Genomic DNA, 23,191 nt, shown 5'->3' with positions numbered 1-23,191 from the left:
GACTTTGAGTTCAAGTCTCTTCCAGCAGACAAATCCTTCACCATCACCATAGAGGCAAAGGGCTATAAGACCCAGACCATCAATATCAAAACCGATAAGGATTATAATCTGGGCGAGATAATACTTGTTAAGTAAGAATTGTTAACCTGTAATTTATTTTGCTGGTTTTATAATCAGCGATAGATTACAGGCAAAATCATATCCGAGTGGGCACGCAGTAGCGTGCCCTCCTTGTTAAAAGGGCTTGTCCCGCCAAAGTTTTAACGACGGCGGGCTGTGTCACTTGTTCATGCACGCTACATGGCAGATTCGAACTCAGTCCTTAATAAATCATAATATGATATAGGATTCGGTAATAGCCATTTCAGAATAAAAACAGGGACCGAAAAACCTAAAACTCTTGACATCAAGTTATTCATCAACTATAAACCGAACGTTCGGTAAAGTTGATTTTCATGAAAAATTAAGCCGGTTTCAACGGGAATGGGAAATGAATAAAAAAGAGCAGATTCTTCAGGAGATAGCTGAGCTGTTTTATGTGAACGGTTATGAGAAGACATCCATCAGGGATATCTCAAATGCCCTCAATATCAGTAAGCCTGGTCTTTATTATCATTTTACCAACAAACAGGAGATGCTCTTTGATATGATCTATGATTTTATGGAGAGCACCAACAGGTATCTATTCAATGAGTTGTCTGCCCTTAAAAACCCTGAAGAAAAGCTGCTTTGCATAATAACGAATCACATAGAATCATTTATCAAATACCCGGCCAGGATGAGGGTGCTTGTTTATGAGGCGCACTCTCTTGAAGACGAGTATTATCATAAGTTCAAACAGAAACAGCGTGAATATATTGCTGTTATAAAGGATATCCTTCAGGAAATCATGGAAAGGCATGATTCGAAGAGGAATATTAATGTTATTACCTTTACCCTCCTTGGCATGCTCAACTGGATAATACAGTGGTATGAGCCCAAGGGCGCAGTATCGCCTGATGAGCTTGCAGAGGAGATGTACACCTTTTTTATTAATGGGTTGAAGAACAGTTAAATTTATAAGGATATTATATGGAACAGTGGACTCTACCAAAGGTCTTTTACGAGCAGCTTAACAGACTCAAAGACAGGACATTTCTGATATGCAAAAAGGATGATAAGTGGCAGAACGTTTCATGGGCAGAGGTCGGTGAAAAGGTCAGAAACCTTTCTATGGGTCTTATGAAGCTTGGGGTAAAAAAAGGCGACCGCATTTCTGTGATCTCTGAAACAAGGCCGGATTATGCATATACAGTGACCGCCATTGCCAATGCAGGCGCTATTTTTGCCGGGATCTATCAGACAAACAGCCCGAAGGAGTGCGCCCATGTAATCAATGATTCAGGGGCAAAGATAATTTTTGCAGAGAACAGGGCACAGTGCGAAAAGATATTGAAGGCAGCAGAGATCTGCCCTCATATAGAAAAGATAATAGTATTTGATGGCTTTTCTCCTGTGGAAGATCAGAGAATAATTAGCCTATCTGCCCTCTATGCCCTTGGTAAGGTGGAATATGAGAAGTATGGCGACAGGGAATATCTTGAAAGGCTGCATGATGTAAAGCCTGAGGATGTAACAGCCATTATCTATACATCAGGCACTACAGGGCCGCCAAAGGGTGTTATGGATACGAACCGCGGTATTCTCATGAACCTGAGAGAATACACCAAGTTTTTCCCTGTAGATGAAACAGACCGGGGCCTCTCTTTTCTGCCAATGGCCCATGCACTTGAACTCAGGAACGGTCACTGGTTCCACATAACTTTTGGCATTGAGCAGGTATACGCAGAAGGGATGCGGCAGCTCTTTGACAATGTGCGCGAGATGAACCCGACCTTCTTTTTTACCACCCCCAGATTTTTCGAAAAACATTATAACAATATCTCGGCAGAGATAGAAAAGGCATCCCCATTCAGGAAAAGGATCATTAAATGGTGCCTGAAGGCTGGGGCCAGATACAATGATGATACATGGAATGTAAAGGGAACCTCTCCGGATTTTATTACATCTCTTTCATATGCCCTTGCAAAGAGACTCTTCATAAACGATGTGCGTGAAAAGGTTGGCAGAAAGCTCAGGTACGGCGGGGTAGGAGGCGCACCCATGACTGCCGAGATGCTCAATTTTTTTAGGGCATGCGGGGTACCCCTTTATGAAGGATACGGTCTCACCGAGGGGTGTGGTCAGCTCGCGATTAACAGGCCGGGTGTTTTCAAGTTCGGTACGGTTGGAAAGCCACTTGACGGTATAGAGGTAAAGGTCAAGAATGATGGAGAGATTGTAGCAAGGGGCTGGCTCAGCACACCGGGGTACTGGAACAATCCCAAGGCTACTGAGGAACTCTATGAAGGCGGTTGGCTCAACACAGGAGACATAGGCGCCTTTGATGAAGATGGCTTTCTCAGGATAACAGGCAGAAAAAAGGAGATACTTATTACCTCGGGCGGTAAAAATGTATCCCCATCCTATATTGAAAATATTCTAAAACTTAGCCCCTTTATCAGTCAGGCAGTGGTGTTCGGCGAAGGAAAGGATTATCTTGTTGCCCTCCTTACCCTTAACCAGGATGAGGTGAAAAGATACGCCCAGAAGAATAATATTTTATTCAGGGATTATAGTGACCTGATTACAAAAAAAGAGATTATTGATCTTATACAAAAAGAGGTAGATTATCAGAACAGGGAGGTTGCCAAGGTCGAGCAGATAAAGAGGTTTATCATCCTGAAGGATGAATTCAGCCAGGAGCGTGAAGAGGTAACACCCACATTCAAGATCAAAAGAAATATTATTACTGAGCGGTACAGGGATGTGGTGGCGAGGATGTACGAATAAAGGCTGGGCGCAGGGTTAAAAGATGAACTTCCAACATCCAACTTCGAACGTTGAACTTAAAATAAAACTCTTTAAACGGAGGGAAATATGTCAAAATATGAAACTGTTATTTACGAGGTAAAGGATCATGTAGCAAAGCTGACCTTTAACAGACCGGATAAACTTAATGCCATGACCGGCATCACCTTCAGGGAGATCACCGAGGCTCTTGATGAGGCTGACAGGGATAATAATGTAAGGGTTCTTATTATCACCGGAAACGGCAGGGCCTTCTGTGCAGGGGTTGACCTCAAGTTTGCTGCGAAGGAGCTGACCAACCTGAAGTCACAGACAGACTTTCTTACAGTCGGCAAGGAACTGCTTGTAAAGATAGAAAATCTTTCAAAACCGGTTATTGCTGCGATCAATGGCCTTGCGCTGGCAGGCGGTTTTGAGATCCTTCTTGCATGTGACCTTGCGGTTGCCGTGGAAGATGCCATGATAGGCGACCAGCATATGAAGGTGGGGATGTTCGGCGCTGGCGGGACACCTTACAGGCTGCCTCTTTTAATCGGCATAAGAAGGGCAAAGGAGCTCCTTCTTACAGGTAAATGGATATCAGGGAAAGAGGCAGAGAGAATAGGGCTGGTTAACCGCGCTGTGCCTGCGGGTGAATTTGAAAAGGCGGTTAATGAGATGGCAGCAGAACTCGCAGACAAGAGCCCCACCGCCATGAGGCTTACAAAATCATATATCAATAAATCCATCATGTCTGATGCTGATGTAAGACTTGAGGCTGCAATGCTTTCTGCAATAGTTAATGATACATCAGAGGATCATGATGAGGCGCTCAAGGCATTTGGTGAAAAGAGGAAGCCGGAGTTTACGGGGAGATAAAAGAGAGGCGCAAGGTGCAAGGCGCAGGGCGCAGGGAAAGACAAAAACAATTTTTCTTGCGCCTTGAGCCCTGTGCCTTGCGCCGGATAATTATTGGTAAAATATTTGGAATAAAATATGCAGTCAAATAATAAAGAAAATCTACAGGCTTTATCCGGCTTAACGGTCCTCGACCTCAGCAGGTTTGCGCCAGGGCCCTTCTGTACAGGTATCCTGGGCGATATGGGGGCGGATATCATAAAGATAGAAGAGGCGGGCAGGCCAACCGGAAGACGCGCCGATGATGGTAAAGGCAAGGGGATGCCGGAGGTGAAAGAATTTGCCCCTCCTGATTCTCCATTTGACCCCTCAAACAGGAATAAGAGAAGCATAGGCATAAACCTTAAAAGTGATGCGGGGCGGGAGATCTTTCACAGGCTTGCAAAAATGGCGGATATTGTTGTTGAGGGGTTCAGACCAGGCGTTACTGACAGGCTTGGCATAGGTTATGAAAAGCTTAAAGAGATAAACAAGAGGATCATCTACTGTGCAATAACAGGTTATGGCCAGGATGGCCCCTACAGATTTTTGCCAGGACATGATGTGAACTATATATCGCAGGCAGGGTATCTCAGTATTTTAAAGGAACCCAGGCTTCCCGGTAATCTAATCGGCGATATTGCAGGCGGTGGCATGCAGGCTGTTATAGGCATACTTGCCGCAGTGATCGCAAGGGATAAAACAGGTGAAGGTCAGTTTGTGGATATATCCATTACAGATGGTGTAATAGCCCAGCTTGGCCCATACTTTGCGGCTTATTCCATGAACAAAAAGATGCCTGATGAGGCAGATATGGTAAGTACCGGCACAGTACCATTTTACAATCTTTATAAAACTAAGGATTGTAAAATGCTGAGCCTGGGCTGTTCGGAGCCGTGGTTTTATGTGAATCTGTGCAAGGCCCTTGGCTGTGAAGATATGATCTCTCATCAGGGCGTGGTTGAAAAATATGGAGAGGTTACCGAAGTATTTACACAAAGGTTTCTTGAAAAGACGAGGGATGAGTGGTTTGAAATACTTATAAAATCTGACATTGCCGTTAGCAGGGTCATGGATTTTGATGAACTCGCTGATGATCCGCAGATCAGACACAGGGATATGATAGTTGATCTGGAGCATCCTATTCTGGGCAAGGTGAAGCAGGCAGGCATACCTGTCAAGCTCTCTGCCACACCGGGGAGTATAAGAAAGTTCGCCCCGAAACGTGGAGAGGATGCGGTTAAAATCCTTGAGGAAACAGGATACAGTAAAGAGGAGATAGAAAGACTTGAAAAGGATGATGTGATTTATACCGGAGGCTTATAGATCTATAGGGACGGGTTTTGTAGAAACAGGTTTCAAACCTGTCTCTACGATGTTATAGAATATTAATCCAAACTTAAACGGAGAACAATATGGACAAAAAACGCATACCAGTACAGGAAGGACTATTTATAGAGGCGGCTCCCGGAACCGGGAAATCGTACCTGATCGGAAACAAATGCAAAAAATGCGGTCTTACAGCATTTCCAAAAACCCCGGTCTGCCCCAGGTGTCAGATCCAGGAGACTATGGAGGAGACCCTGTTTGAAGGCAAGGGAACTCTAGACAGTTACAGCATTGTTCAGGCGGCTTTGCCGGGTTTCGCACAGCCCTCTATCCAGGCATATATCAACCTTGATAATGGCCCCAAGATGTGGAGCCTGATCACCGGTTGTGAACCAGTGGAAGGTTCCCTTAAACTTGGTATGAAGATGGAGATGGTCATAGACAAGATAAGGGATGACGAAGAGGGTAATGAGCTGATCAGTTATCAATTTAAACCGGCAGCCTAATAAGGAGGAGATCATGAGAGATGTATCAATAATTGGGGTCGGGATGACCCGTTTTGGCAAGTTTGAAGATCGTGACATGAAAGACCTTGGCCGTGAGGCGGTATGGACAGCCCTTAATGATGCCGGTGTTGCTGTAAAAGATATTGAGGTTGCATACGTTGCAAATGCAGTGGGTCAGCAGCTCACTGAACTCAAGGGGACAATAGGCCAGCATGTCCTGACATCTGCGGGTATCTTCGGGATACCTGTTATTAATGTGGAAAATGCATGTACGGGCGGCTCTACCTCATTAAGGGGAGCCTATATGGAGGTCGCATCAGGAAATGCGGATGTAGCGCTTGCAGTGGGTGTTGAAAAGCTCTTCTGCGGAGACTCTGCAAAGTCTGCCCAGACAATGGCTGCAGGCACCATATATGCAAAATTCGGTTTCATGTTTGTTGCCCTCTATGCGCTTCAGCTTAAAAAATGGATGGCAGCATCGGGCGCTACCAAGCTGCACTTTGCAAAGGTTGCGGCAAAGAATAAGTATAACGGCTCACTTAACCCCTATGCCCAGTTCCAGAAGGCCATGACAGTTGAGCAGATTCTTGAGTCTCGCGTTGTAGCAGAGCCCCTGACACAGTTTATGTGTTCCACAATGGCTGATGGCGCGGCAGCGGCAATCGTATGCAGCAGCGATATCGCTAAAAAGATCACTAAAAAGCACCCTATCCAGATAGCCGCATGTGAGCTTGTATCAGGTACATATAATATACCGGGCGAGCCTCATGAAGAGATAACCACAAGGGCAGCCTTAAAGGCATATGAAAAGGCTGGCATAGGCCCTGAAGATGTTCAGGTGGTTGAGGTGCATGATGCCATGTCACCGGCAGAACTGAGGATGTATGAAGAGCTGCACTTATGTAAACCGGGTGAGGCAGGTATGATGATAGATGAGGGGCACACCACACTGACAGGCAGGCTGCCTGTTAACCCGAGCGGTGGTCTTGCTGCAAAGGGTCACCCGATATCCGCGACAGGGCTGGCCCAGGTGTATGAGGTTGTTACCCAGATGAGGGGTGAGGCTGGAAAGAGACAGGTAACAAATGACCCGAAGGTTGGGCTTGTTGAAAATGCAGGCGGATGGACAATGGATGATAATGCTGCCTGTGCGGTAACGATACTCAAGAAATAGGTTTACGGTTTACGGTATTCGGTTTGCGGTGGGTTTGGTATTCCTCAGACCGCAAACCTCAGACCGTAGACCTGATGGCCTGTGTAAAATATTTTTAAATGTTAAATTGTGTGGAGGGAAAAATGGAGATTAAAAAAGTAGGAATAGTCGGTTGCGGTATTATGGGTTGCGGGATCGCTCAGGTATGCGCGCAGTCTGGGTATGATGTAATAGTGATGGATACCAAGAGGGAATATCTGGATAAAGGTCTTGCCACAATAGACAAGGTACTTGAAAGGTCAGTGGAAAAGGAGAGGATCACCGCTGATGAAAAAAAGGCGATCCAGGCAAGGATCAAGGGGACACTTACACTGGATGATTTCAAGGATGTGGATTATGTTGTTGAGGCGGTTATCGAAGACCTCGCTATAAAGCAGGATGTGTTTAAGAAACTTGATAAGGTATGTCCGCCGCACACCATCCTTGCATCTAACACATCAACCATAAGCGTTATCAATATTGCTGCTGCAACCAACAGGCCCGATAAGATAATAGGCACACACTTCTCAAACCCTGTGCCTCTCATGAAGGTTGTTGAGGTCATTAATGCCATCTCTACAACCGAAGAGACAACAAATATCACCAGAAAATTCTTAGATTCAATAGATAAGACAATGGTTGTGTCAAAGGATGTGCCGGGTTTCCTTTCAAACAGAATACTGACACCATTCCTTTTAAATGCGGTGCGTATGGTAGAGGCGGGTGTTGGCACAAAGGAGGATATTGATACACTTATTACACAGGGGCTGCGACACCCGATGGGACCACTCACACTTCTTGACCTGATCGGGATAGATACTGTGTATCGTGGCGCCATGACTATCTATGAAGAGATAAAAGATCCCCAATACCTTCCTCCAACACTGATGAAGCAGATGGTTATTGCAGGGTGGCATGGGAGAAAGACAGGAAAGGGTTTTTACGAGTATAAATAAAAGCTAGGCGCAAGGTTCAAGGCGCACCCACCGTCGCATAAAGCTATGGCGGGCAGGGGTACAGGGAAGAGGAGAATAATATGGAAAATTCCGAATTGATAGCCAGGCTGGCAGCAAAGGTGGAGGCGCTTGAACAGAAGGTACAGGCGCTTGAAGATATAGAGGCCATTAAAAAACTCCAGAGGGCATACGGCTATTATCTGGATAAAATGATGTGGGATGAACTTGTTGATTGTTTTGCTGAGGACGGTTCTCTTGAGCTTGCCCAGAGAGGCGTTTACATAGGCAAAAAGAACATAAGGAGGTTGATGGACCTTATGCCTGACAGCCAGAATGGGATACAGTACGGGCTTCTCATGAACCACATGAACCTCCAGGGGATAGTAACCATTGATCCGGGCGGAAAGACAGCAAAGGGCAGGTGGCGCATGTTCGCCCAGGTAGGAAAATGGAAAGAGAAGGCATTCTGGGCTGAGGGCACATATGAAAATACCTATGTAAAGGAAGATGGCATATGGAAGGCCAAGTCCATGCATGTATATACAACCTTTATGACGCCCTTTGATAAAGGGTGGGGCAAGGAATATGAGAATTTTATCCCGAAGCCCGACCCGAACTGTCCGCCTGACCTGCCTCCAACTGAGGTATTCGGGGATTACCCGAATGTCTATATCCCGCCCTTTCACTATGTACACCCGGTTACAGGAAAAAAGGTGGATACAAGGATAAAGGAAAAGATCAAGTAAGATAGTTGGGCCAGGATTTGCATTGATAAGTTAAGGCCCTTAATCTATGCTACTAATATAGTTTACTTATATTGAGGTTTTATAAAAATGAAAGAACAGGAAAAGAAAGCAGTTGATATTTCTGAGACTATCAATACTGACAGCTTAAAGACAAGCGAAGATGATATCTTCAAAACCCAGGAGATCAAGATTGAGGAGATGGCAATAGACGGTATCTGCGGGGTATATTAACCGGTTTATCTCTACATCCATAAAATAAATTTATATGGGTGTAGAGTAATTTTTATAACTTATATAATCTCGTGGGGTATAAAACCTCACCATACGAATACTTGTACGAGCTATCGGTGGGGAGTGAATTTCGACCCATGGAGCACGGGGATTTAAAAATAAGGATTCACACAAAGACACGAAGCCACAAAGAAAAGGGGTTTATTTTTTTAACCTTTGTGTCTTTGCGGCTTTGTGTGACACAATACATGTCACCTATCCCAGGTTTAAGATTATGAACACTAAGTACAAACTCGCCAGAGGATCACAGGTCAGGCAGGAAGATTTCGGCCTTCTTTTTTACAGGATGAATGGCCCCAGGCTCTATTTTATTTCCTCTGGCGATCTTTTAACCCCTGAGTTTTTTGAAGGGGTTATGACCCTTGACGAATGGATGATACATAACAGCATAAACGATGCTGATGCAGCAAAGTTCTCAGAGCTGGAAAAAATCCTTGGACAGTTGTCTCACAAAGGGGTGATCATTGAGCGCTGAAATGGCAAAAAAGGGGCTTCGTGCCCCTGTGAATGTTACATGGGAGATTACACTTAAATGCAACCTGCAATGTGTTCACTGCCTTTCCGGTTCTGGTGATCGCTCAAAAAATGAATTGACCACATCTGAATGCACAAGTCTCATTGATGAGCTATCAACCCTTAAGGTGTTTCAGGTGAATATCGGTGGCGGCGAGCCCTTTATCAGGGAGGATTTTCTTGATCTTCTTGATTACAGCCATAAAAAGGGGCTTGTGACATGTGTGAGCACAAACGGCACACTAATTGATAGCAGTATCGCCATACGGCTTGCGAAAATGGAGATGCTTTATCTTCAGGTCAGCCTGGACGGCGTTGATGAGGCGACAAACGATAATATCCGCGGAAAAGGCACATACAGAAAGATTATTAACGCAATTGAAACCCTCACGGCCAACAATGTAAAGTTCAGCATCAATACGGTCCTCACACGCACTAACTTTAAGCAGCTTGAAAGCCTTCGGGATATGGCAGGGAAATATGGCTCAGAACTGAGGGTTTCACGTTTCAGGCCTTCCGGCAGGGGAAAGGCCAGTAAGGCCGATTTAGGCCCCACAGCCGAACAGCTTGAATACTTTGCAGAATGGCTTGAAGGTCATGATCTTGTGAAGACAGGTGATTCCTTCTTCTGCCTCACTTCGGATCACAGGAGGGAGAAGGGGCTTGACATGTGCGGGGCAGCCAAGATGACCTGCTGTGTCTCTCCTGATGGAAATGTGTATCCATGCGCCTTTCTGCAGGAGCCCCCTTTTTTTTCAGGTAATGTTAGGAGTGAGTCATTCAGGGATATATGGGACAATTCTCAGGTGTTCAAGCAGTTCAGGAATATTAATATAAAATCATGTGTTGAATGCTACCGGTTTGAGGTATGCCGCGGGGGGTGCCCTGCAATGGCCTATCACACCTATAATGATATAAACATGCCTGACCCTGAATGTCTTGTTAATCTAAAAATCGGCACAGGGCGTGCCGCAAAGGCATGATTAAGCATGTTTGACCATCTATTCAAACCCATTCAAATCAATAATATTACTCTCTCCAACAGGGCCATTTTTCTTGCACATCGTACCAATTTTTCAAAACGCGGGGAGGTCAACGAAAAACACACAGCGTATTATACAAGAAGGGCAAAGGGGAGATGCGGCCTGATTATTTTGGGTGAACTCTGTATCCATCCTGATAACAGGCCCTGGGGATCTCTCATTAATTTCTATGAGCCTTCAGTAATCAGCCAATTTAAAAAATTTACAGACTCAATCCATTCACATGATTCACGCATCTTTGCTCAGCTTATTCATCACGGGTTTCAGAGCAGCGGCGCCATAACAAGAAAAGAGGTGTGGGGGCCGTCGGCAAATTCCGATATCAGCTTCGGAGAGGTATCAAAACCCATGGAGATTGAGGACATCCACGAGGTAATAGACTCCTTTACAAATGCAGCGGTGATTGCAAGGGATGCAGGCTTCGATGGTGTTGAGATAGACATGGGCGCAGAATCACTCATAAGGCAGTTTCTCTCTCCACTTACAAATCATCGTGAAGATGAATATGGCGGGAGTCTACAAAACAGGATGCGTTTTGCCATTGAGCTGCTTGAAAAGGTAAAGTCGGCAGCTGGAGAGGATTTTGCCATCGGTGTAAGGCTTTGTGTTGATGAAAAGTTCTGGGGGGCTATTACACCTGAAGAGTCAAAACAGTTCGCTAAAACATTTGAGGAGAAGGGTCTTGCCTCATATATAAATACAACAGTAGGCACTTATTACAGCCTTTACCTATCCATGGCATCCATGCATACACCGCCCGGTTTCTCAATCGATGCCGCTGAACTTCTGAAGGCGAATGTTAAGATACCTGTAATTGCAAGCCACCAGATAAGTTCCCCCATGATGGCAGAGGAGATCCTTGAAAAGGGGCAGGCAGATGCAGTGGGTTTTATCAGGAACCTCATATGCGACCCGGACATGATCATAAAGGCAAAGGAAGGCCGAATTAAAGATATACGATACTGTGTAAGGGATAACAAGGGGTGCATAGGCAGGGTTAACAATAAAAAGCGGATCGGCTGTATACAGAACCCTGAGGTGGGATTTGAAGGAAATCCAAAACCTGTTGCGCCAGTAAAAAAGTTTATACGAAAAAGGGTTATTGTAATAGGAGCGGGGCCTGCAGGGCTTGAGGCAGCGAGGACAGCAGCCGAAAGGGGTCATGCTGTAAAGATATTTGAAAAGGCAGATCAGCTGGGGGGTCAGATAAACCTTATTAAAAAGAGACCAAAGCGCCAGGGCATGGGGGCGATTGTTACATATCTCATGCGAATGACAGAAAAACTTGAAACCCCTATTATTACCGGAATCGAAGCAACAACTGAGATGATGTTAAAGGAAAACCCTGATGTTGTTATTGTGGCAACAGGGAGCTACCCCCGTGTTAAGCCTGTGCCTGGTGAGTATGGCCCGCCCCATGTTCTGAATGTTTGGGAGGTACTTCAGGGCTCATACCCAATTAAAGAAAAAATACTCTTTATAGATGAAAACGGCGGGCATCATGCGGCTGCTACTGTTGAGTACCTTGCTGACCTGGGGAAAAGTGTGCACATGGTTACCAGCGATCTCTTTATCGGTATAGAACTTTCTCCACTCGGTGATCTCTCCACTACAAGACAGCGGCTATTACAGAAGGGGGTTATATTTACATCTGACCTGCGTATAGAAGAGATCAATTCATTAAAAGCAAGATTTACAGATATCTATACCAACAGGCCTGTAATACTTGAGGGATATGACACAATAATACTCGATATGGGAAACAGGGCAGATGATAAATTATACATGGGTCTTAAAGGAAAGGTTAATGAGCTTTACCGGGTCGGTGACTGTGTTGCCCCAAGGGGTATTGACATGGCCTTTCTTGAGGCGAGAAGAGTTGGGGAATTGATATGAGTGAATTCAGGTATCTTTTCAGCCCACTCAAGATCGGTAGCGTAGTTGTCCCAAACCGCATTCATTTTGCCGCACACATGACCAATTTTGGCGAAGATCAGCGGATAAGCGACAGACACATTTTTTATTATACTGAAAGGGCAAAGGGGGGCTGCGGTCTTATTACAACCGAGGAACTCACAGTTCACCCCTCCGATCATGCCTATGACAAGCTTGTGGATGCATTTGCGCCTGAGGTGGTGCATGGCTATAAAAGGCTGACCTACGCTATTCACCAGTATGACACAAAGATATTTGCGCAGCTTAACCACAACGGGATGCAGGCAGATGGCACCATATCAAGGCTTCCTGTCTGGGGGCCATCTCCAGGGGCTGACCCCCTTTTCAGGGAGACATGCAAGGAGATGGAGGTAGAGGATATCAGGGAGTGCTGTGAGTATTATGCAAGAAGCGCCATCTACGCTGTCGAGGGGGGCTTTGATGGAATAGAGCTTCAACTGGGCCACAGCTCCCTTGTCAGGCAGTTCTTGTCCCATGCAACCAATCACAGGGAGGATGAATATGGAGGAAGCCTTGAAAACCGCATGAGATTCTGTCTTGAGGTGATAGATTCTGTAAGAAGGGCGGTTGGTGAGGGCTTTACCCTTGGCATAAGACTTAATGCAGACGAGATGCACCCCAGGGGAGGGATCACCCTTGAGGATGCAAAGAGGATTGCTGTGCGTGTTGAGAAAACAGGCCAGCTAGACTTTATGAACCTGAGCCTCGGCACTTTTCACAATCTTTTCCTTGTTGAAGGTTCCATGCATACACCGCTGGCCTATACTGTGCCCCTTGCATCGGCTATACGCTCTGTAATTGACCTCCCGGTATTCTGTACCAACAGGATAAATGACCCTCACCTTGCAGAGAATATCCTCGCAGATGGCCATGCTGACATGATTGGTATGGTAAGGGCGCTCATTTGTGACCCGGAGTTTCCAAACAAGGCAATGGAGGGGAGAACCGAGGATATAAGACAGTGTATTGCATGCAATCAGGGGTGCATTGCCCGTATGGGGCTTGGTTACACACTCGGGTGCGTCCAGAATCCTGCGGTGGGCTACGAAGAGCATATAGGTATCGGTAAAATGACACCATGCAAATCACAGAAAAAGGTGGTCATTGTCGGGGCAGGGCCAGCGGGCCTTGAGGCTGCGCGTACTGCTGCCCTGCGTAAACACAGGGTTTTACTCTTTGAAAAGAATGAGGAGCCCGGCGGCCAGAATCTTATAGCAGGAAGGGCAGCAGGGAGACAGGAGATTACGGGCGTTACAAGATGGTTACTGAGCCAGGTTAATAAACTTGATATAGATATAAGGCTTGGAACAGAGGCGACCGCAGAAACAGTACTAGCTGAATCGCCTGATGCTGTAATTATTGCAACCGGTTCAGTGCCAAAGAATCATCCTTTCCCCGGTGAATACTCCTCCACCGATGTTGTAAATACTGTGCAGGTATTAAAGGAAGAGGTTGAGGTTGGAAAAAAGGTGCTGCTCATAGATAATGACGGCCACCATCAGGCAACAGGCACAGCGGAGTTCCTTGCAGACAGGGGGAGAGAGGTGCATATTATCACATCATCCCTTTTTACTGGCGGTAACCTTGGTCCCTTGCAGGATCTCTATCTCACAAGAAAGAGGCTGGCGGAAAAGGGGGTGACCTTTACACCTGATATAGCTGTGCTTGAGATACAGGGCACTGTTGTGAAGGGGCTTCATGTATATTCAAATCAGATGATGGATTTTACAGGGTATAACACCATTGTGCTTGCGGTTGGCAGTACCTCATGTGACCAGTTGTATTTTGAGCTTAAAGGAAGGGTTAAAGAGCTTTACCGGGCAGGGGATTGTGTTGCCCCCAGAAAAACAGACATGGCCATTGTCGATGGCCACAGGCTAGGAAGGCAAGTTTGACAGTAAACAGAGACATATGGATTATTGCTGCTCACACAGGTGATGCTGTTGATGAGGCGGCCTTTGGCCTGATAGCAGAGGCAAGGGGTATTATAAGCAGGAGCGGCGAAAACGGCATGGTGACTGCTGTAATTATGGGTACGCCTGAAGATGCTGTAATGACCTCATTAAAAGATGGGGGCGCTGACAGGATTATCCATATCAACCATGAATCTCTGAACAGGTATAATGGAGAGCTTTTTGCGAGGGCGTTATTTGATCATGTAGATGGTCGCAGCTTATCATGCATTCTTCTAGCCCATAATGAAGGTAGATCAGACCTTGCACCCAGGCTTGCTGCAATGATGAATAGCGCCCTTGTAACAAGGGCAATGGACTTCCGATTTGATGAAGAGGCTAGAGCTGTTGCAATAAGGCCGGTATCAAACGGGTATCTTTTTGAAGAGGTGGTAATAAACACAGATAATCCGCCGGTCATTTCATATCTTCCATCAGTATTAAGTGCTGTAAACCCTTATAAGAGCCAGGTAGCTACACATGTAGAGGTAATAGCCCCTGAGATTGATGAGGGCACACTCGCTGCTAAAGTAATTAAGGTGATTAAAGCTTCACCAGAAAATCTATCAATAAAAGATGCAAGTATTGTTGTGGCAGGGGGCAGGGGTGCGGGAAAAGGTGATGCATTTAATATTATCCATGACATTGCGAAGGAGATAGGCGCATCGGTTGGCGGCACAAGACCTGTGATCGATTTGCAGTTATTACCATTTGAGAGGCAGATCGGCCAGACAGGGAAGACTATTGTGCCTGATCTCATAATTAATTGCGGTATATCCGGGGCAAATGAGTACAGCGCCGGCATGGAAAAGGCCAAACATGTAATTTCCATTAATAAAGATGCAAGGGCAAGGATCTTCAGGGTTTCTGACCTTGGCGTTGTGGGTGATTTAAAGGAGATTATTCCTCTTTTGATTGAGAGGGTAAGGGAAATTAAAGAAAGGGTATAAATAGGGTTCAAGGGGTCAAGGGTTCGAGGGTTCCAGTGAAAGACAAAAAGTTTGATACGAAATACGAAGGGCTCTTGCATGATATGAAAAATATTTGTTTAAAAAAAATCTATTTACTTATTATTTTTGTATGGTTTATGCCTTGTGGCATTTTTGCCTATGAAATGAGTGACTGCATCTCATGTCATGGTAACAGCCGAAATAAAGATATCCCCCAGATATCTGTTACAGAATACAGCTCTTCCATTCATGGGGCCACTATGGCATGCACTGAATGTCATCCTTACATACAAGAGGGACATGAAGCTGGCGGTGTGAAAGAGAAGGTGAACTGCAATATGTGCCACCAGCAGGCGAATCTGCATGGTGCATCAGCAACAGTAGAATCAAGGCCCGAATGTTATTCATGCCATACAAAACACAATATTCTGCCAGCAGGCATGGATAATTCATCAATCAACAGGGCACACCTTGAGGTGACGTGCAGCGGATGTCATGAAGCACAGTATGGTAAAAGCGATTATATGAAAGGCTTTACACCTATCAGGATCAGGTCACATAAAAAGCAGGATTTTAGCAGGGAGTTTAATGAAGTAAACTGCACTGGCTGCCATCAGGGTATGGCAATACATGGAACAGATGAAAAGGTTTCAGATGATGACTGTGCAAAGTGTCATATGAAGGATAATAAAAATGCCATGACGGGCAGGTTTCATCCTGTCAGCAATTCCGGTTTGCCAAATTATAGTCTTTCTATAATCACCCAGATACTTATCCTTGTTATATTAATCCTTGTTGTAATGTTTATCACAAAGGCCCCATGGAAACAGGGTAAAAGGGGGAAATTTTAAGATGCCTTCATCTTTAGATCTTTTGCTCCTCTCCCTTGCCATTCTTATTATGGGCATTGGCCTTGTAAAAATATTCTGCATCATCAGGTCAGGCAGGCCGGAAAGATGCCTGAAAGGGCCTGGATATCTTATTGCCTATCTGCTTAACCATAAAACCATACTCAGAAAACCTGTTGTCGGGATTCTTCATGTAGTAGTTTTCTGGGGGTGCCTGCTGCCCATCATGATCATTATACTGGCGCAAACCAGGCTGATAATGCCCGGTCTTTTATCATGCATAATCTCTGTGCTGCTTGATATTGTCGGTATCCTGTTTCTTGCCGCCGCAATAATAATTTTTATAAGACGCGCAACATCAAAAGATAATATCGGCCAGAAAGTAAGCCTTTTACCCATTCTTATCCTGATAATGATTCTCATTACCGGGTTCATGATTGAAGGTATAAGGCTTGGCATTGTAATGCCTGAAAATCTCTGGGTCTCTCCGATTGGCTACTGTTTATCTTTCATATTCCCGGCATCACCTTTATTGATGCAGATCATGATAAGGATACACCTTTATTTGTTTATCCTGCTGATAGCCCTGATCCCCTTTACCTTTTTCAGGCACCTTATTATTTCTCCTCTGAATATAATCTTTAAAAAACAGGGTAACAGGGGAGAACTGAGGCCCGTGTCATATGAAGGGGCACCCGGTAGCAACCATGTTGGTGAATTTTCATGGAAACAGATACTTGAAATCGAGGCATGTGTTTCATGCGGAAGATGTGAAGAGAGCTGTCCGGCATTTATATCAGGAAAACCCCTTTCTCCAAAGAAAATAGTAAAGGCGATCCATGAGATTGCTGTATCAGGTAAAAACATGTCCCTTGATTCATGCATCTTACCGGATGAGATATGGTCATGCACCACATGCATGGCCTGTGTTGAGGCATGTCCGGTTTATGTAGTGCCGCTGGACAAGGTCGTGGAGATCAGGCGGTATCTCACAATGGGTAAAGGCGAACTGCCAATAGAGGCACGCCCCATGATAAGGTCACTTGAACTGTATGGTGATGTAAACGGGAAGGGTGTATCACACAAGGCAGAGTGGGCAATGAATCGAGGCGTTAAGGTCACAAGGCCTGATGAGAGGGATGTTGAGATAGTTATCTGGACAGGCTGCTCAGGGGCTTTTCATCCACGCTATCAGGAGGTCTCAAGGGCGCTCGTGACTATACTACAAAAGGCCGGTATTAATTTCAGGATACTGGGCGCCAATGAACTTTGCTGCGGCGACCCTGCCCGAAGGCTTGGAGATGAGGAGCTGTTTATAAGTTTAGCAAAGAAGAATCTTAAGACATTAAGGGAACATAATGTAAACAGGATAATAACCCTGTGCCCTCATTGTTTTAACACGCTAAAAAACGAATATCCGTGGATGGAAACTGATGGCAACCATAAGTTTGAAGTGATCCATGCAAGCCAGTATGTAATGGGGCTTATAGAAAATAAGATAATTACACCTGTGTACCCCCTGCAAAAGAAGGTTACGCTGCATGATCCCTGTTACCTTGGGAGAGGTAATGATATATATGATCCATTAAGGGGTATTGTTAAAAGTATCCCAGGGGTTAGATTTGAAGAGCTTGCAAGATCAAAAGAAAAGGGATTCTGCTGCGGTGGGGGCGGAGGAGGTATGTGGCTGCATGAAAACCTTGGTAAAAGGCTTAATATTATTAGGTCTGAGGAGATTTCGGAAAAAGGTGTTGATGTGGTATGCACAGCATGTCCCTATTGCCAGACCATGATAAGCGACGGCATAAGCGGGCTTGAGCTGGAGAGGCCGCCGCAGGTGCTGGATATAATTGAGGTGGTTGAGAGGGCGTTGAGATAAAAGAGAGGCGCACGGCACAAGGCTCAAGGCGCAAGGCGCAAGGTTATCTTCTTTCCTTGTACCCTTAGCCTGTGCCCTGTGCCAGACGGTTAAGATATTCAGTTTCGTTTCAGGCTGAGAGATTAAATATGAAAATTATCATTTGTGCCAAGCAGTTATCATTCACTTATGCCAGGACAGGGTGCGACCCGATCAATAACTATATAATGCCTGAAGATAACATTTTTCGTATCAACCCCTATGATGAGGCCGCACTTGAACTGGCTCTTGGGATCAAGGATAAAGATAAAACTGTTGAGGTGTTCATCCTTGCCCTTGGCCCCCTCATCGCTGAAAAAGAGCTAAGGCGTTGCATTGCTCTCGGCGCAGATGCTGTTTACAGGATTGATACAGAAGATGAGTATGATTCATGGGCAAAATCTATACTCCTCGCTCAGGGAATTCATGAATTGAAGGCCGACCTTATATTATGCGGTAAAGAGTCTGTTGATAAGCAGAATGGACAGGTTGGCGCATTTATTGCCCATAACCTTAAATTGCCATTTGTTTCGAATGTTATTAATGTAGAGACAGGTTTGAAACCTGTCTTAATAGCAAAGGCCATAAGAAACGCAGGTAAGGGTATAAGAGAAGAGATAGAATTCCAGTTGCCTGCCGTCTTAAGCGTGTCACTTGAAGGCATGGCACAACGCCTCCCTTCTTACGAACAGAAACAGAAGGCCATGTTGACACCATTCAGGATCATTGATGTTGACACAAAACAGGCAATTAAAAAGGTCATCCGAAAAAACTCCTTCCCTCCAAGACCAAAACCAAAAAGGGTTATAGTCCCAGACAGCAGCAAGCCCGCCTTTGACAGGATCAACCAGTTACTCGCAGGAAGCAGTGTGGAAAAAAAGGGTGCCATACTTACAGGAGATGCAGTCTCACAGGTTGAAGGTATTATTTCTTATCTTGTTGAAAAGGGTTTTTTAGAGACAAAAAATTCCACAACAAAGAAAAAGGCCTGAGTCCATGAAAAAGGATGCAGGAGCGCTAAGGGAAAAGATCGTAAAGGCAGGATTGAAGCCGCCGGAAACCCTAACCCTGATGATCACGGATGCATGCAATCTGAACTGCCCTCACTGTCTGCTTGATTGTAAAGGCCCAGGAGGCGTTAAGGTTTCAAGTGATATCATTATTTCTATTATTGATGAGTTTTCAGCCCTTGGAGGGAAGAGACTTCTTGTTACAGGTGGAGAGCCTTTGCTGCACCCGGACTGGTATGAGATTCTATCTCATGCCTGCAAATCTCCAGGGCTATCAGAGGTTGTTCTACAGACCAATGGGGTAATGATAACCGGGAAAGAGATCAAAAAATTAAAGTTATTGGATTCCGCGATTTTTAAAATACAGGTAAGCCTGGATGGTTCAACGCCTGAAACAAACGACCTGATCAGGGAAAGGGGTAATTTCAACGCCACTCTCAGTGCAATTAAGCAATTGATTGAAGAGGGTTTGGGAAAAAGAATAGATATTGCCTTTACTGAAATGCAGCATAATTTTTATGAAATCCCGGAAATGCTTAAACTAGCTGACACTCTTGGGGTGGGTAGCTTTATTGCGGGGACACTTATTAAGGCCGGGAGAGCCAGAAATTCAGAGTGGATCAGACTTCCGGATAAATCTCAGGTAAGGTCATTGATAGAGTTGTATGAGTCAAAACCGGAATTTAGAAGACTCTATGACAGGACTGGCTGTATATCTGCAATAGAATGGTTCAAGGGTAGAGATATCCCTGCTGACCATGTGTGCAATTGCATCAGCATGCCCTTTATAAACGCTTCGGGTAAAATGTACCCCTGTGTGATGAATCTTGATGATGAGCTTGCTGTCGGCAATGTGCATGAAGATGGTTTAAATGCTGTCATATTAAAAGGGATTGAAAAGTGGGCACATCTCCCTTTGCTCGATAAAGAGAGAGCTGAATCCTTTGAAAAATGCAAAAGCTGTCCGGGAAGAGAACATTGCAGGGGCGGGTGTATAGGAAGGGCAAAGGCTGTAAATGGTAATGAAATCTCTGTTGAGGACAGGTGTGAGTTGAGGAGAGAAGTATATTATTTTGAATGATGAACTTCCAACATTCAACATTGAACATCCAATGTCCAATAAAAAAGAATCAATATTTTTTTGATTATGTATATGAGGTTGCATATTATTTTTACAATTCATGATTCGATGTTGGACGTTCGATGTTCGACGTTCAAAAAAGTGGTTATTATATGAAAATGGCAGATAATAACGTAACCTTCTCCTATATTCTATCCAAAGGTGTCAGCATTTTTGAAAAAGGTTCGACCCTATATCTTATCCGCAAAAACCCCCTTTCAACTATAACCCTGAACCCTGCATGGGCGCCTGTTCTTAATCTACTAAATCAGAGGGAATACATTTCATTTAATGAGGTGTGCACCCATGTAAATGCAGACCCGGCCAAAATAGGAATTTTCCTGAACAGCCTTGTCCGAAAAGGTTTTATGGAAAGCAGAGGTTACAGGTCTCTTTCTGACTACCCCTCTGTGACCGTAATTATCCCTGTCAGGAACAGGCCGGAGGATATATCCGAATGTCTCACATCTCTGATAAAACTTGATTACCCTGCGGAAAAAATAGAGATAATCGTTGTTGATGACGCATCAGATGATAATACGCCGGAGGTTGTATCATCATTTCCAGTCAGGCTTATAAAAAATACCATCAGGATGCAGGCATCGTACTCCCGTAACCTGGCAGCAAAAGAGGCTAAGGGCGATATCATTGCCTTTATTGATTCTGATTGTGTCGCCCATCCCCTCTGGTTAAAGGAGCTTGTCCCGGCATTTATTGATGAATCAAACGGGGCAGTAGGCGGCAAGGTTGATTCATGGTTTGATAAAAAGGCCGTTGACCGATATGAGAAAGGCTCATCTTCACTTAACAAGGGTAACCGCTCAAGGAGTTCAAAGGAGGAGGGTAACTTTTTTTATCTCCCCACCTGCAATCTCCTTGTAAAAAAAGAGCTGTTTATTAAGCTGGGCGGCTTCCATATAGATATGACTGTTGGGGAGGATGTAGATTTCTGCTGGAGGCTTAAAGACGGCGGATATGATATAGAATATCGCCCTGCAGGGGTTGTGTTTCATAAGCATCGCAATAAAATTTGGGCATTTTTTAAACGCCGATTTCAGTATGGTACCTCAGAGCCTCTTCTACAGAAAAAACACCCTGACCGGCTCAAGAAGATGTTTTATCTTCCCTTGACTGTGCTTTTCTGGTTGACTGTACTTGCTGCTGCCTTAAGTGGTCATTACCTTTTATTTCTATTATGCGGGGTTATCCTTATTGTTGATACCCATCTTAAATGGATGAAGGGAGAAAAAAAGGCGCTGCCAATAAAATACATGCAGATATTGTGTGCGGTTTTCAGGGGTTACTTTGTATCTGGCTATTACTGGTGCGCCTTCTTTTCAAGGTATTACCTGTTTCTGACCTTTATATTGGCTCCTTCTTTTCCCATGACGACTCTAATCCTAATTATAAATCATCTTCTGGTTGCAGTTTGTGAATATTTTATCAAAAAACCCAGTTCCAGTTTATTCTCTTTCATTTTTTATTTTACTCTTGACCAACTCGCCTATCAACTGGGGGTATGGTATGGCTGTTTCAAAAATAGATCATTCAACCCTGTCAACCCGGTCATATCAAGGTGGAGATCATGACAGGTCATAGTCTTGCAGGGATCGCTGCTAAACTTTTATATAATGGCCTCATATACCGGTATAAAAATATTACCGGTAAACCCATGAAACCGCAGGCAGTAAGCCTTGAGATAACGCACCGTTGCATTGCACGGTGCATCATGTGCAATATATGGCGCATACCCAAAGAAGAGCCTGAGCTCTCAATTGACGAATGGCTTACTTTTTTATCTGACGATTTTCTATCCGATGTAAGGGAGCTGGACATAACAGGGGGAGAGCCGTTTCTGCTGGATGATATTGATTTGTTATTTACAGGGATAAGCCGGTTATCAAAAAGAAATCTAACAAAATTAAAATCTGTTGCTGTTACCACAAACGGCTTTTTAACTGACAGGGTGATTGATAAAACAGAGAAGATCCTCATGGATTTCAGCAAAGCCGGTTTAGACCTTGTTGTGGTATGCGCCCTTGACGCCATTGGCGAGGTTCATGAGAAGATAAGAAACGTAAAGGATGCATTCAAAAAGGTCATCAGTACAATCGATAAACTGTCTGAACTCAGGGGCAGGTATCCAAACCTGATTATTGGGATCAAAACAACAATACTCCCGCTCAATATTGATGAACTGGAAGATATCTCCAAATATGCCAGGGAGAGAGGTCTTTTTACCATCATGTCGCCATGCATAATAACCAGTGGCAGATACTTAAACAAAGATAACAAAAAAGAGCTGCAATTCTCCAAGGAAGATAAAGAGAAGATGATCAGGTTTTTCAAAGGCGGCCAGTTCAGGTGGAGCTTTCATGCGGATAGCCTTGTAAAATATCTTAAAACAGGTTTTATGAGAAAACCATGCGCCTGCGGCTTTAATTATTTTTTTATAAGGAGCAGCGGGGAACTATATTTATGTCCACTCGTAAATATGAGTTCGGGTAATATAAAGGATGAGGAAATCAAATCCCTCCTTCTTTCCAGTAATGCAACAGAGTTCAGGAAAAAGGTCTGTAAATTTCCTGAGTGCCGAGATTGTACTGAACCCGGTCTTGAAAGGTATGCCCTGACCTGTGAGGGGTTTACATACCTTCGTGCCCTTTTTAAACTCGGGCAGAGATTTAAATTACTGCATAGTCAACTGGGGCTGGATAAATATATTTAGTGCCCTTCCTAAAACTGTCCTTTTGAGTCCAAGCTGTCAATCCTCAGCAAAAGAGATACAAAATAAAAGATTGATTTACTCATTCTATTCTAAACAAGAAAAATAATTTTATTGAGGCGATTATTTAATTAAAAAAATATTGACATGAGTTAAGTGGTTTTGTATACCGATATACAAAATAATTAGTTTTTAAAAAATCAGAGTGTTTTTTACGCAGGTGCACCCTTTGGCAAGGCCACTTGTGTATGAGATATACTATCCAGCGAGACAGTATTTGGAAAATATTTGTCTTGATGACTGAAAGAACTGGTGCCAAACCCTCTTTTGACTATAGCTGGGCTATGTTGGCCGTGATCAAAGAGCTGGGTTTCAATGTAGAGTGTTAAAAA

Annotated in this window: 20 protein-coding genes; all 20 read left to right on the top strand. The window is 44.5% G+C overall.

The annotated features are described in order from the left end of the window. Positions 1-490: 490 nt before the first annotated feature. Complete coding sequence (locus tag GX654_06575; GenBank protein ID NLD36516.1) at positions 491-1,054, top strand: TetR/AcrR family transcriptional regulator; 564 nt, start codon at positions 491-493, stop codon at positions 1,052-1,054. 17 nt (positions 1,055-1,071) lie between these two features. Next, on the top strand, positions 1,072-2,871 hold the full coding sequence (locus tag GX654_06570) for an AMP-binding protein (GenBank protein NLD36515.1): 1,800 nt from the start codon (positions 1,072-1,074) through the stop codon (positions 2,869-2,871). A gap of 87 nt (positions 2,872-2,958) precedes the next feature. Continuing rightward, positions 2,959-3,747, top strand: a complete 789-nt coding sequence (locus tag GX654_06565; GenBank protein ID NLD36514.1) for an enoyl-CoA hydratase/isomerase family protein — start codon at positions 2,959-2,961, stop codon at positions 3,745-3,747. Between the two features lie 117 nt (positions 3,748-3,864). Continuing rightward, on the top strand, positions 3,865-5,091 hold the full coding sequence (locus GX654_06560; protein NLD36513.1) for a CoA transferase: 1,227 nt from the start codon (positions 3,865-3,867) through the stop codon (positions 5,089-5,091). An 89-nt stretch (positions 5,092-5,180) separates the two neighbouring features. Further along, on the top strand, positions 5,181-5,600 hold the full coding sequence (locus GX654_06555) for a transcriptional regulator (protein ID NLD36512.1): 420 nt from the start codon (positions 5,181-5,183) through the stop codon (positions 5,598-5,600). Between the two features lie 13 nt (positions 5,601-5,613). After that, the gene (locus GX654_06550; GenBank protein NLD36511.1) at positions 5,614-6,774 is read left to right on the top strand and encodes a thiolase family protein; all 1,161 of its coding nucleotides are present in this window, start codon (positions 5,614-5,616) and stop codon (positions 6,772-6,774) included. A 128-nt stretch (positions 6,775-6,902) separates the two neighbouring features. Further along, positions 6,903-7,748, top strand: coding sequence for a 3-hydroxybutyryl-CoA dehydrogenase (locus tag GX654_06545; GenBank protein NLD36510.1), 846 nt, complete (start codon positions 6,903-6,905; stop codon positions 7,746-7,748). An 80-nt stretch (positions 7,749-7,828) separates the two neighbouring features. Continuing rightward, positions 7,829-8,494, top strand: a complete 666-nt coding sequence (locus GX654_06540; GenBank protein NLD36509.1) for a nuclear transport factor 2 family protein — start codon at positions 7,829-7,831, stop codon at positions 8,492-8,494. Positions 8,495-8,581: 87 nt separating this feature from the next. Continuing rightward, positions 8,582-8,725, top strand: a complete 144-nt coding sequence (gene mftA, locus GX654_06535) for a mycofactocin precursor (GenBank protein ID NLD36508.1) — start codon at positions 8,582-8,584, stop codon at positions 8,723-8,725. 274 nt (positions 8,726-8,999) lie between these two features. After that, positions 9,000-9,260 carry a mycofactocin biosynthesis chaperone MftB gene (gene mftB / locus GX654_06530; protein ID NLD36507.1) on the top strand — a complete coding sequence of 87 codons (261 nt, stop codon included), beginning with the start codon at positions 9,000-9,002 and terminating at the stop codon, positions 9,258-9,260. Then, positions 9,250-10,281, top strand: coding sequence for a mycofactocin radical SAM maturase (gene mftC, locus GX654_06525; protein NLD36506.1), 1,032 nt, complete (start codon positions 9,250-9,252; stop codon positions 10,279-10,281). Before mftB ends, mftC begins: the two co-directional genes overlap by 11 nt. A gap of 6 nt (positions 10,282-10,287) precedes the next feature. After that, a complete protein-coding gene (locus GX654_06520; GenBank protein NLD36505.1) occupies positions 10,288-12,237 on the top strand; it encodes an FAD-dependent oxidoreductase in 1,950 nt (649 codons plus the stop codon). Next, complete coding sequence (locus GX654_06515) at positions 12,234-14,192, top strand: mycofactocin system FadH/OYE family oxidoreductase 2 (protein NLD36504.1); 1,959 nt, start codon at positions 12,234-12,236, stop codon at positions 14,190-14,192. The genes GX654_06520 and GX654_06515 overlap by 4 nt, the downstream gene beginning before the upstream one ends. After that, a complete protein-coding gene (locus GX654_06510) occupies positions 14,189-15,199 on the top strand; it encodes an electron transfer flavoprotein subunit alpha/FixB family protein (GenBank protein NLD36503.1) in 1,011 nt (336 codons plus the stop codon). Before GX654_06515 ends, GX654_06510 begins: the two co-directional genes overlap by 4 nt. A 35-nt stretch (positions 15,200-15,234) precedes the next feature. Further along, positions 15,235-16,050, top strand: a complete 816-nt coding sequence (locus tag GX654_06505; protein ID NLD36502.1) for a hypothetical protein — start codon at positions 15,235-15,237, stop codon at positions 16,048-16,050. Between the two features lies 1 nt (position 16,051). After that, positions 16,052-17,926, top strand: coding sequence for a (Fe-S)-binding protein (locus tag GX654_06500; GenBank protein NLD36501.1), 1,875 nt, complete (start codon positions 16,052-16,054; stop codon positions 17,924-17,926). A 128-nt stretch (positions 17,927-18,054) separates the two neighbouring features. After that, on the top strand, positions 18,055-18,936 hold the full coding sequence (locus GX654_06495) for a hypothetical protein (GenBank protein ID NLD36500.1): 882 nt from the start codon (positions 18,055-18,057) through the stop codon (positions 18,934-18,936). Positions 18,937-18,940: 4 nt separating this feature from the next. Beyond that, the gene (locus tag GX654_06490) at positions 18,941-20,035 is read left to right on the top strand and encodes a radical SAM protein (protein ID NLD36499.1); all 1,095 of its coding nucleotides are present in this window, start codon (positions 18,941-18,943) and stop codon (positions 20,033-20,035) included. 158 nt (positions 20,036-20,193) lie between these two features. Continuing rightward, positions 20,194-21,663 carry a mycofactocin system glycosyltransferase gene (gene mftF / locus GX654_06485; protein ID NLD36498.1) on the top strand — a complete coding sequence of 490 codons (1,470 nt, stop codon included), beginning with the start codon at positions 20,194-20,196 and terminating at the stop codon, positions 21,661-21,663. Next, positions 21,660-22,802 (top strand): radical SAM protein, encoded by a 1,143-nt coding sequence (locus GX654_06480; protein NLD36497.1) that lies wholly within the window; start codon positions 21,660-21,662, stop codon positions 22,800-22,802. Before mftF ends, GX654_06480 begins: the two co-directional genes overlap by 4 nt. The last annotated feature ends 389 nt before the right edge of the window (positions 22,803-23,191 follow it).

Origin of the sequence: Desulfatiglans sp., assembly GCA_012513605.1 — a bacterium.
Lineage (GTDB): Bacteria > Desulfobacterota > DSM-4660 > Desulfatiglandales > HGW-15 > JAAZBV01.
The sequence above is the reverse complement of the archived record's forward strand: the minus strand, read 5'-3'. Positions and strand labels throughout refer to the sequence as shown.

Coding starts and splice junctions, on each gene's coding strand:
- GX654_06575 (NLD36516.1), top strand. CDS start 491: ATGAATAAAAAAGAGCAGATTCTTCAGGAGATAGCTGAGCTGTTTTAT.
- GX654_06570 (NLD36515.1), top strand. CDS start 1,072: ATGGAACAGTGGACTCTACCAAAGGTCTTTTACGAGCAGCTTAACAGA.
- GX654_06565 (NLD36514.1), top strand. CDS start 2,959: ATGTCAAAATATGAAACTGTTATTTACGAGGTAAAGGATCATGTAGCA.
- GX654_06560 (NLD36513.1), top strand. CDS start 3,865: ATGCAGTCAAATAATAAAGAAAATCTACAGGCTTTATCCGGCTTAACG.
- GX654_06555 (NLD36512.1), top strand. CDS start 5,181: ATGGACAAAAAACGCATACCAGTACAGGAAGGACTATTTATAGAGGCG.
- GX654_06550 (NLD36511.1), top strand. CDS start 5,614: ATGAGAGATGTATCAATAATTGGGGTCGGGATGACCCGTTTTGGCAAG.
- GX654_06540 (NLD36509.1), top strand. CDS start 7,829: ATGGAAAATTCCGAATTGATAGCCAGGCTGGCAGCAAAGGTGGAGGCG.
- mftA (NLD36508.1), top strand. CDS start 8,582: ATGAAAGAACAGGAAAAGAAAGCAGTTGATATTTCTGAGACTATCAAT.
- mftB (NLD36507.1), top strand. CDS start 9,000: ATGAACACTAAGTACAAACTCGCCAGAGGATCACAGGTCAGGCAGGAA.
- GX654_06520 (NLD36505.1), top strand. CDS start 10,288: ATGTTTGACCATCTATTCAAACCCATTCAAATCAATAATATTACTCTC.
- GX654_06515 (NLD36504.1), top strand. CDS start 12,234: ATGAGTGAATTCAGGTATCTTTTCAGCCCACTCAAGATCGGTAGCGTA.
- GX654_06500 (NLD36501.1), top strand. CDS start 16,052: ATGCCTTCATCTTTAGATCTTTTGCTCCTCTCCCTTGCCATTCTTATT.
- GX654_06495 (NLD36500.1), top strand. CDS start 18,055: ATGAAAATTATCATTTGTGCCAAGCAGTTATCATTCACTTATGCCAGG.
- GX654_06490 (NLD36499.1), top strand. CDS start 18,941: ATGAAAAAGGATGCAGGAGCGCTAAGGGAAAAGATCGTAAAGGCAGGA.
- mftF (NLD36498.1), top strand. CDS start 20,194: ATGGCAGATAATAACGTAACCTTCTCCTATATTCTATCCAAAGGTGTC.
- GX654_06480 (NLD36497.1), top strand. CDS start 21,660: ATGACAGGTCATAGTCTTGCAGGGATCGCTGCTAAACTTTTATATAAT.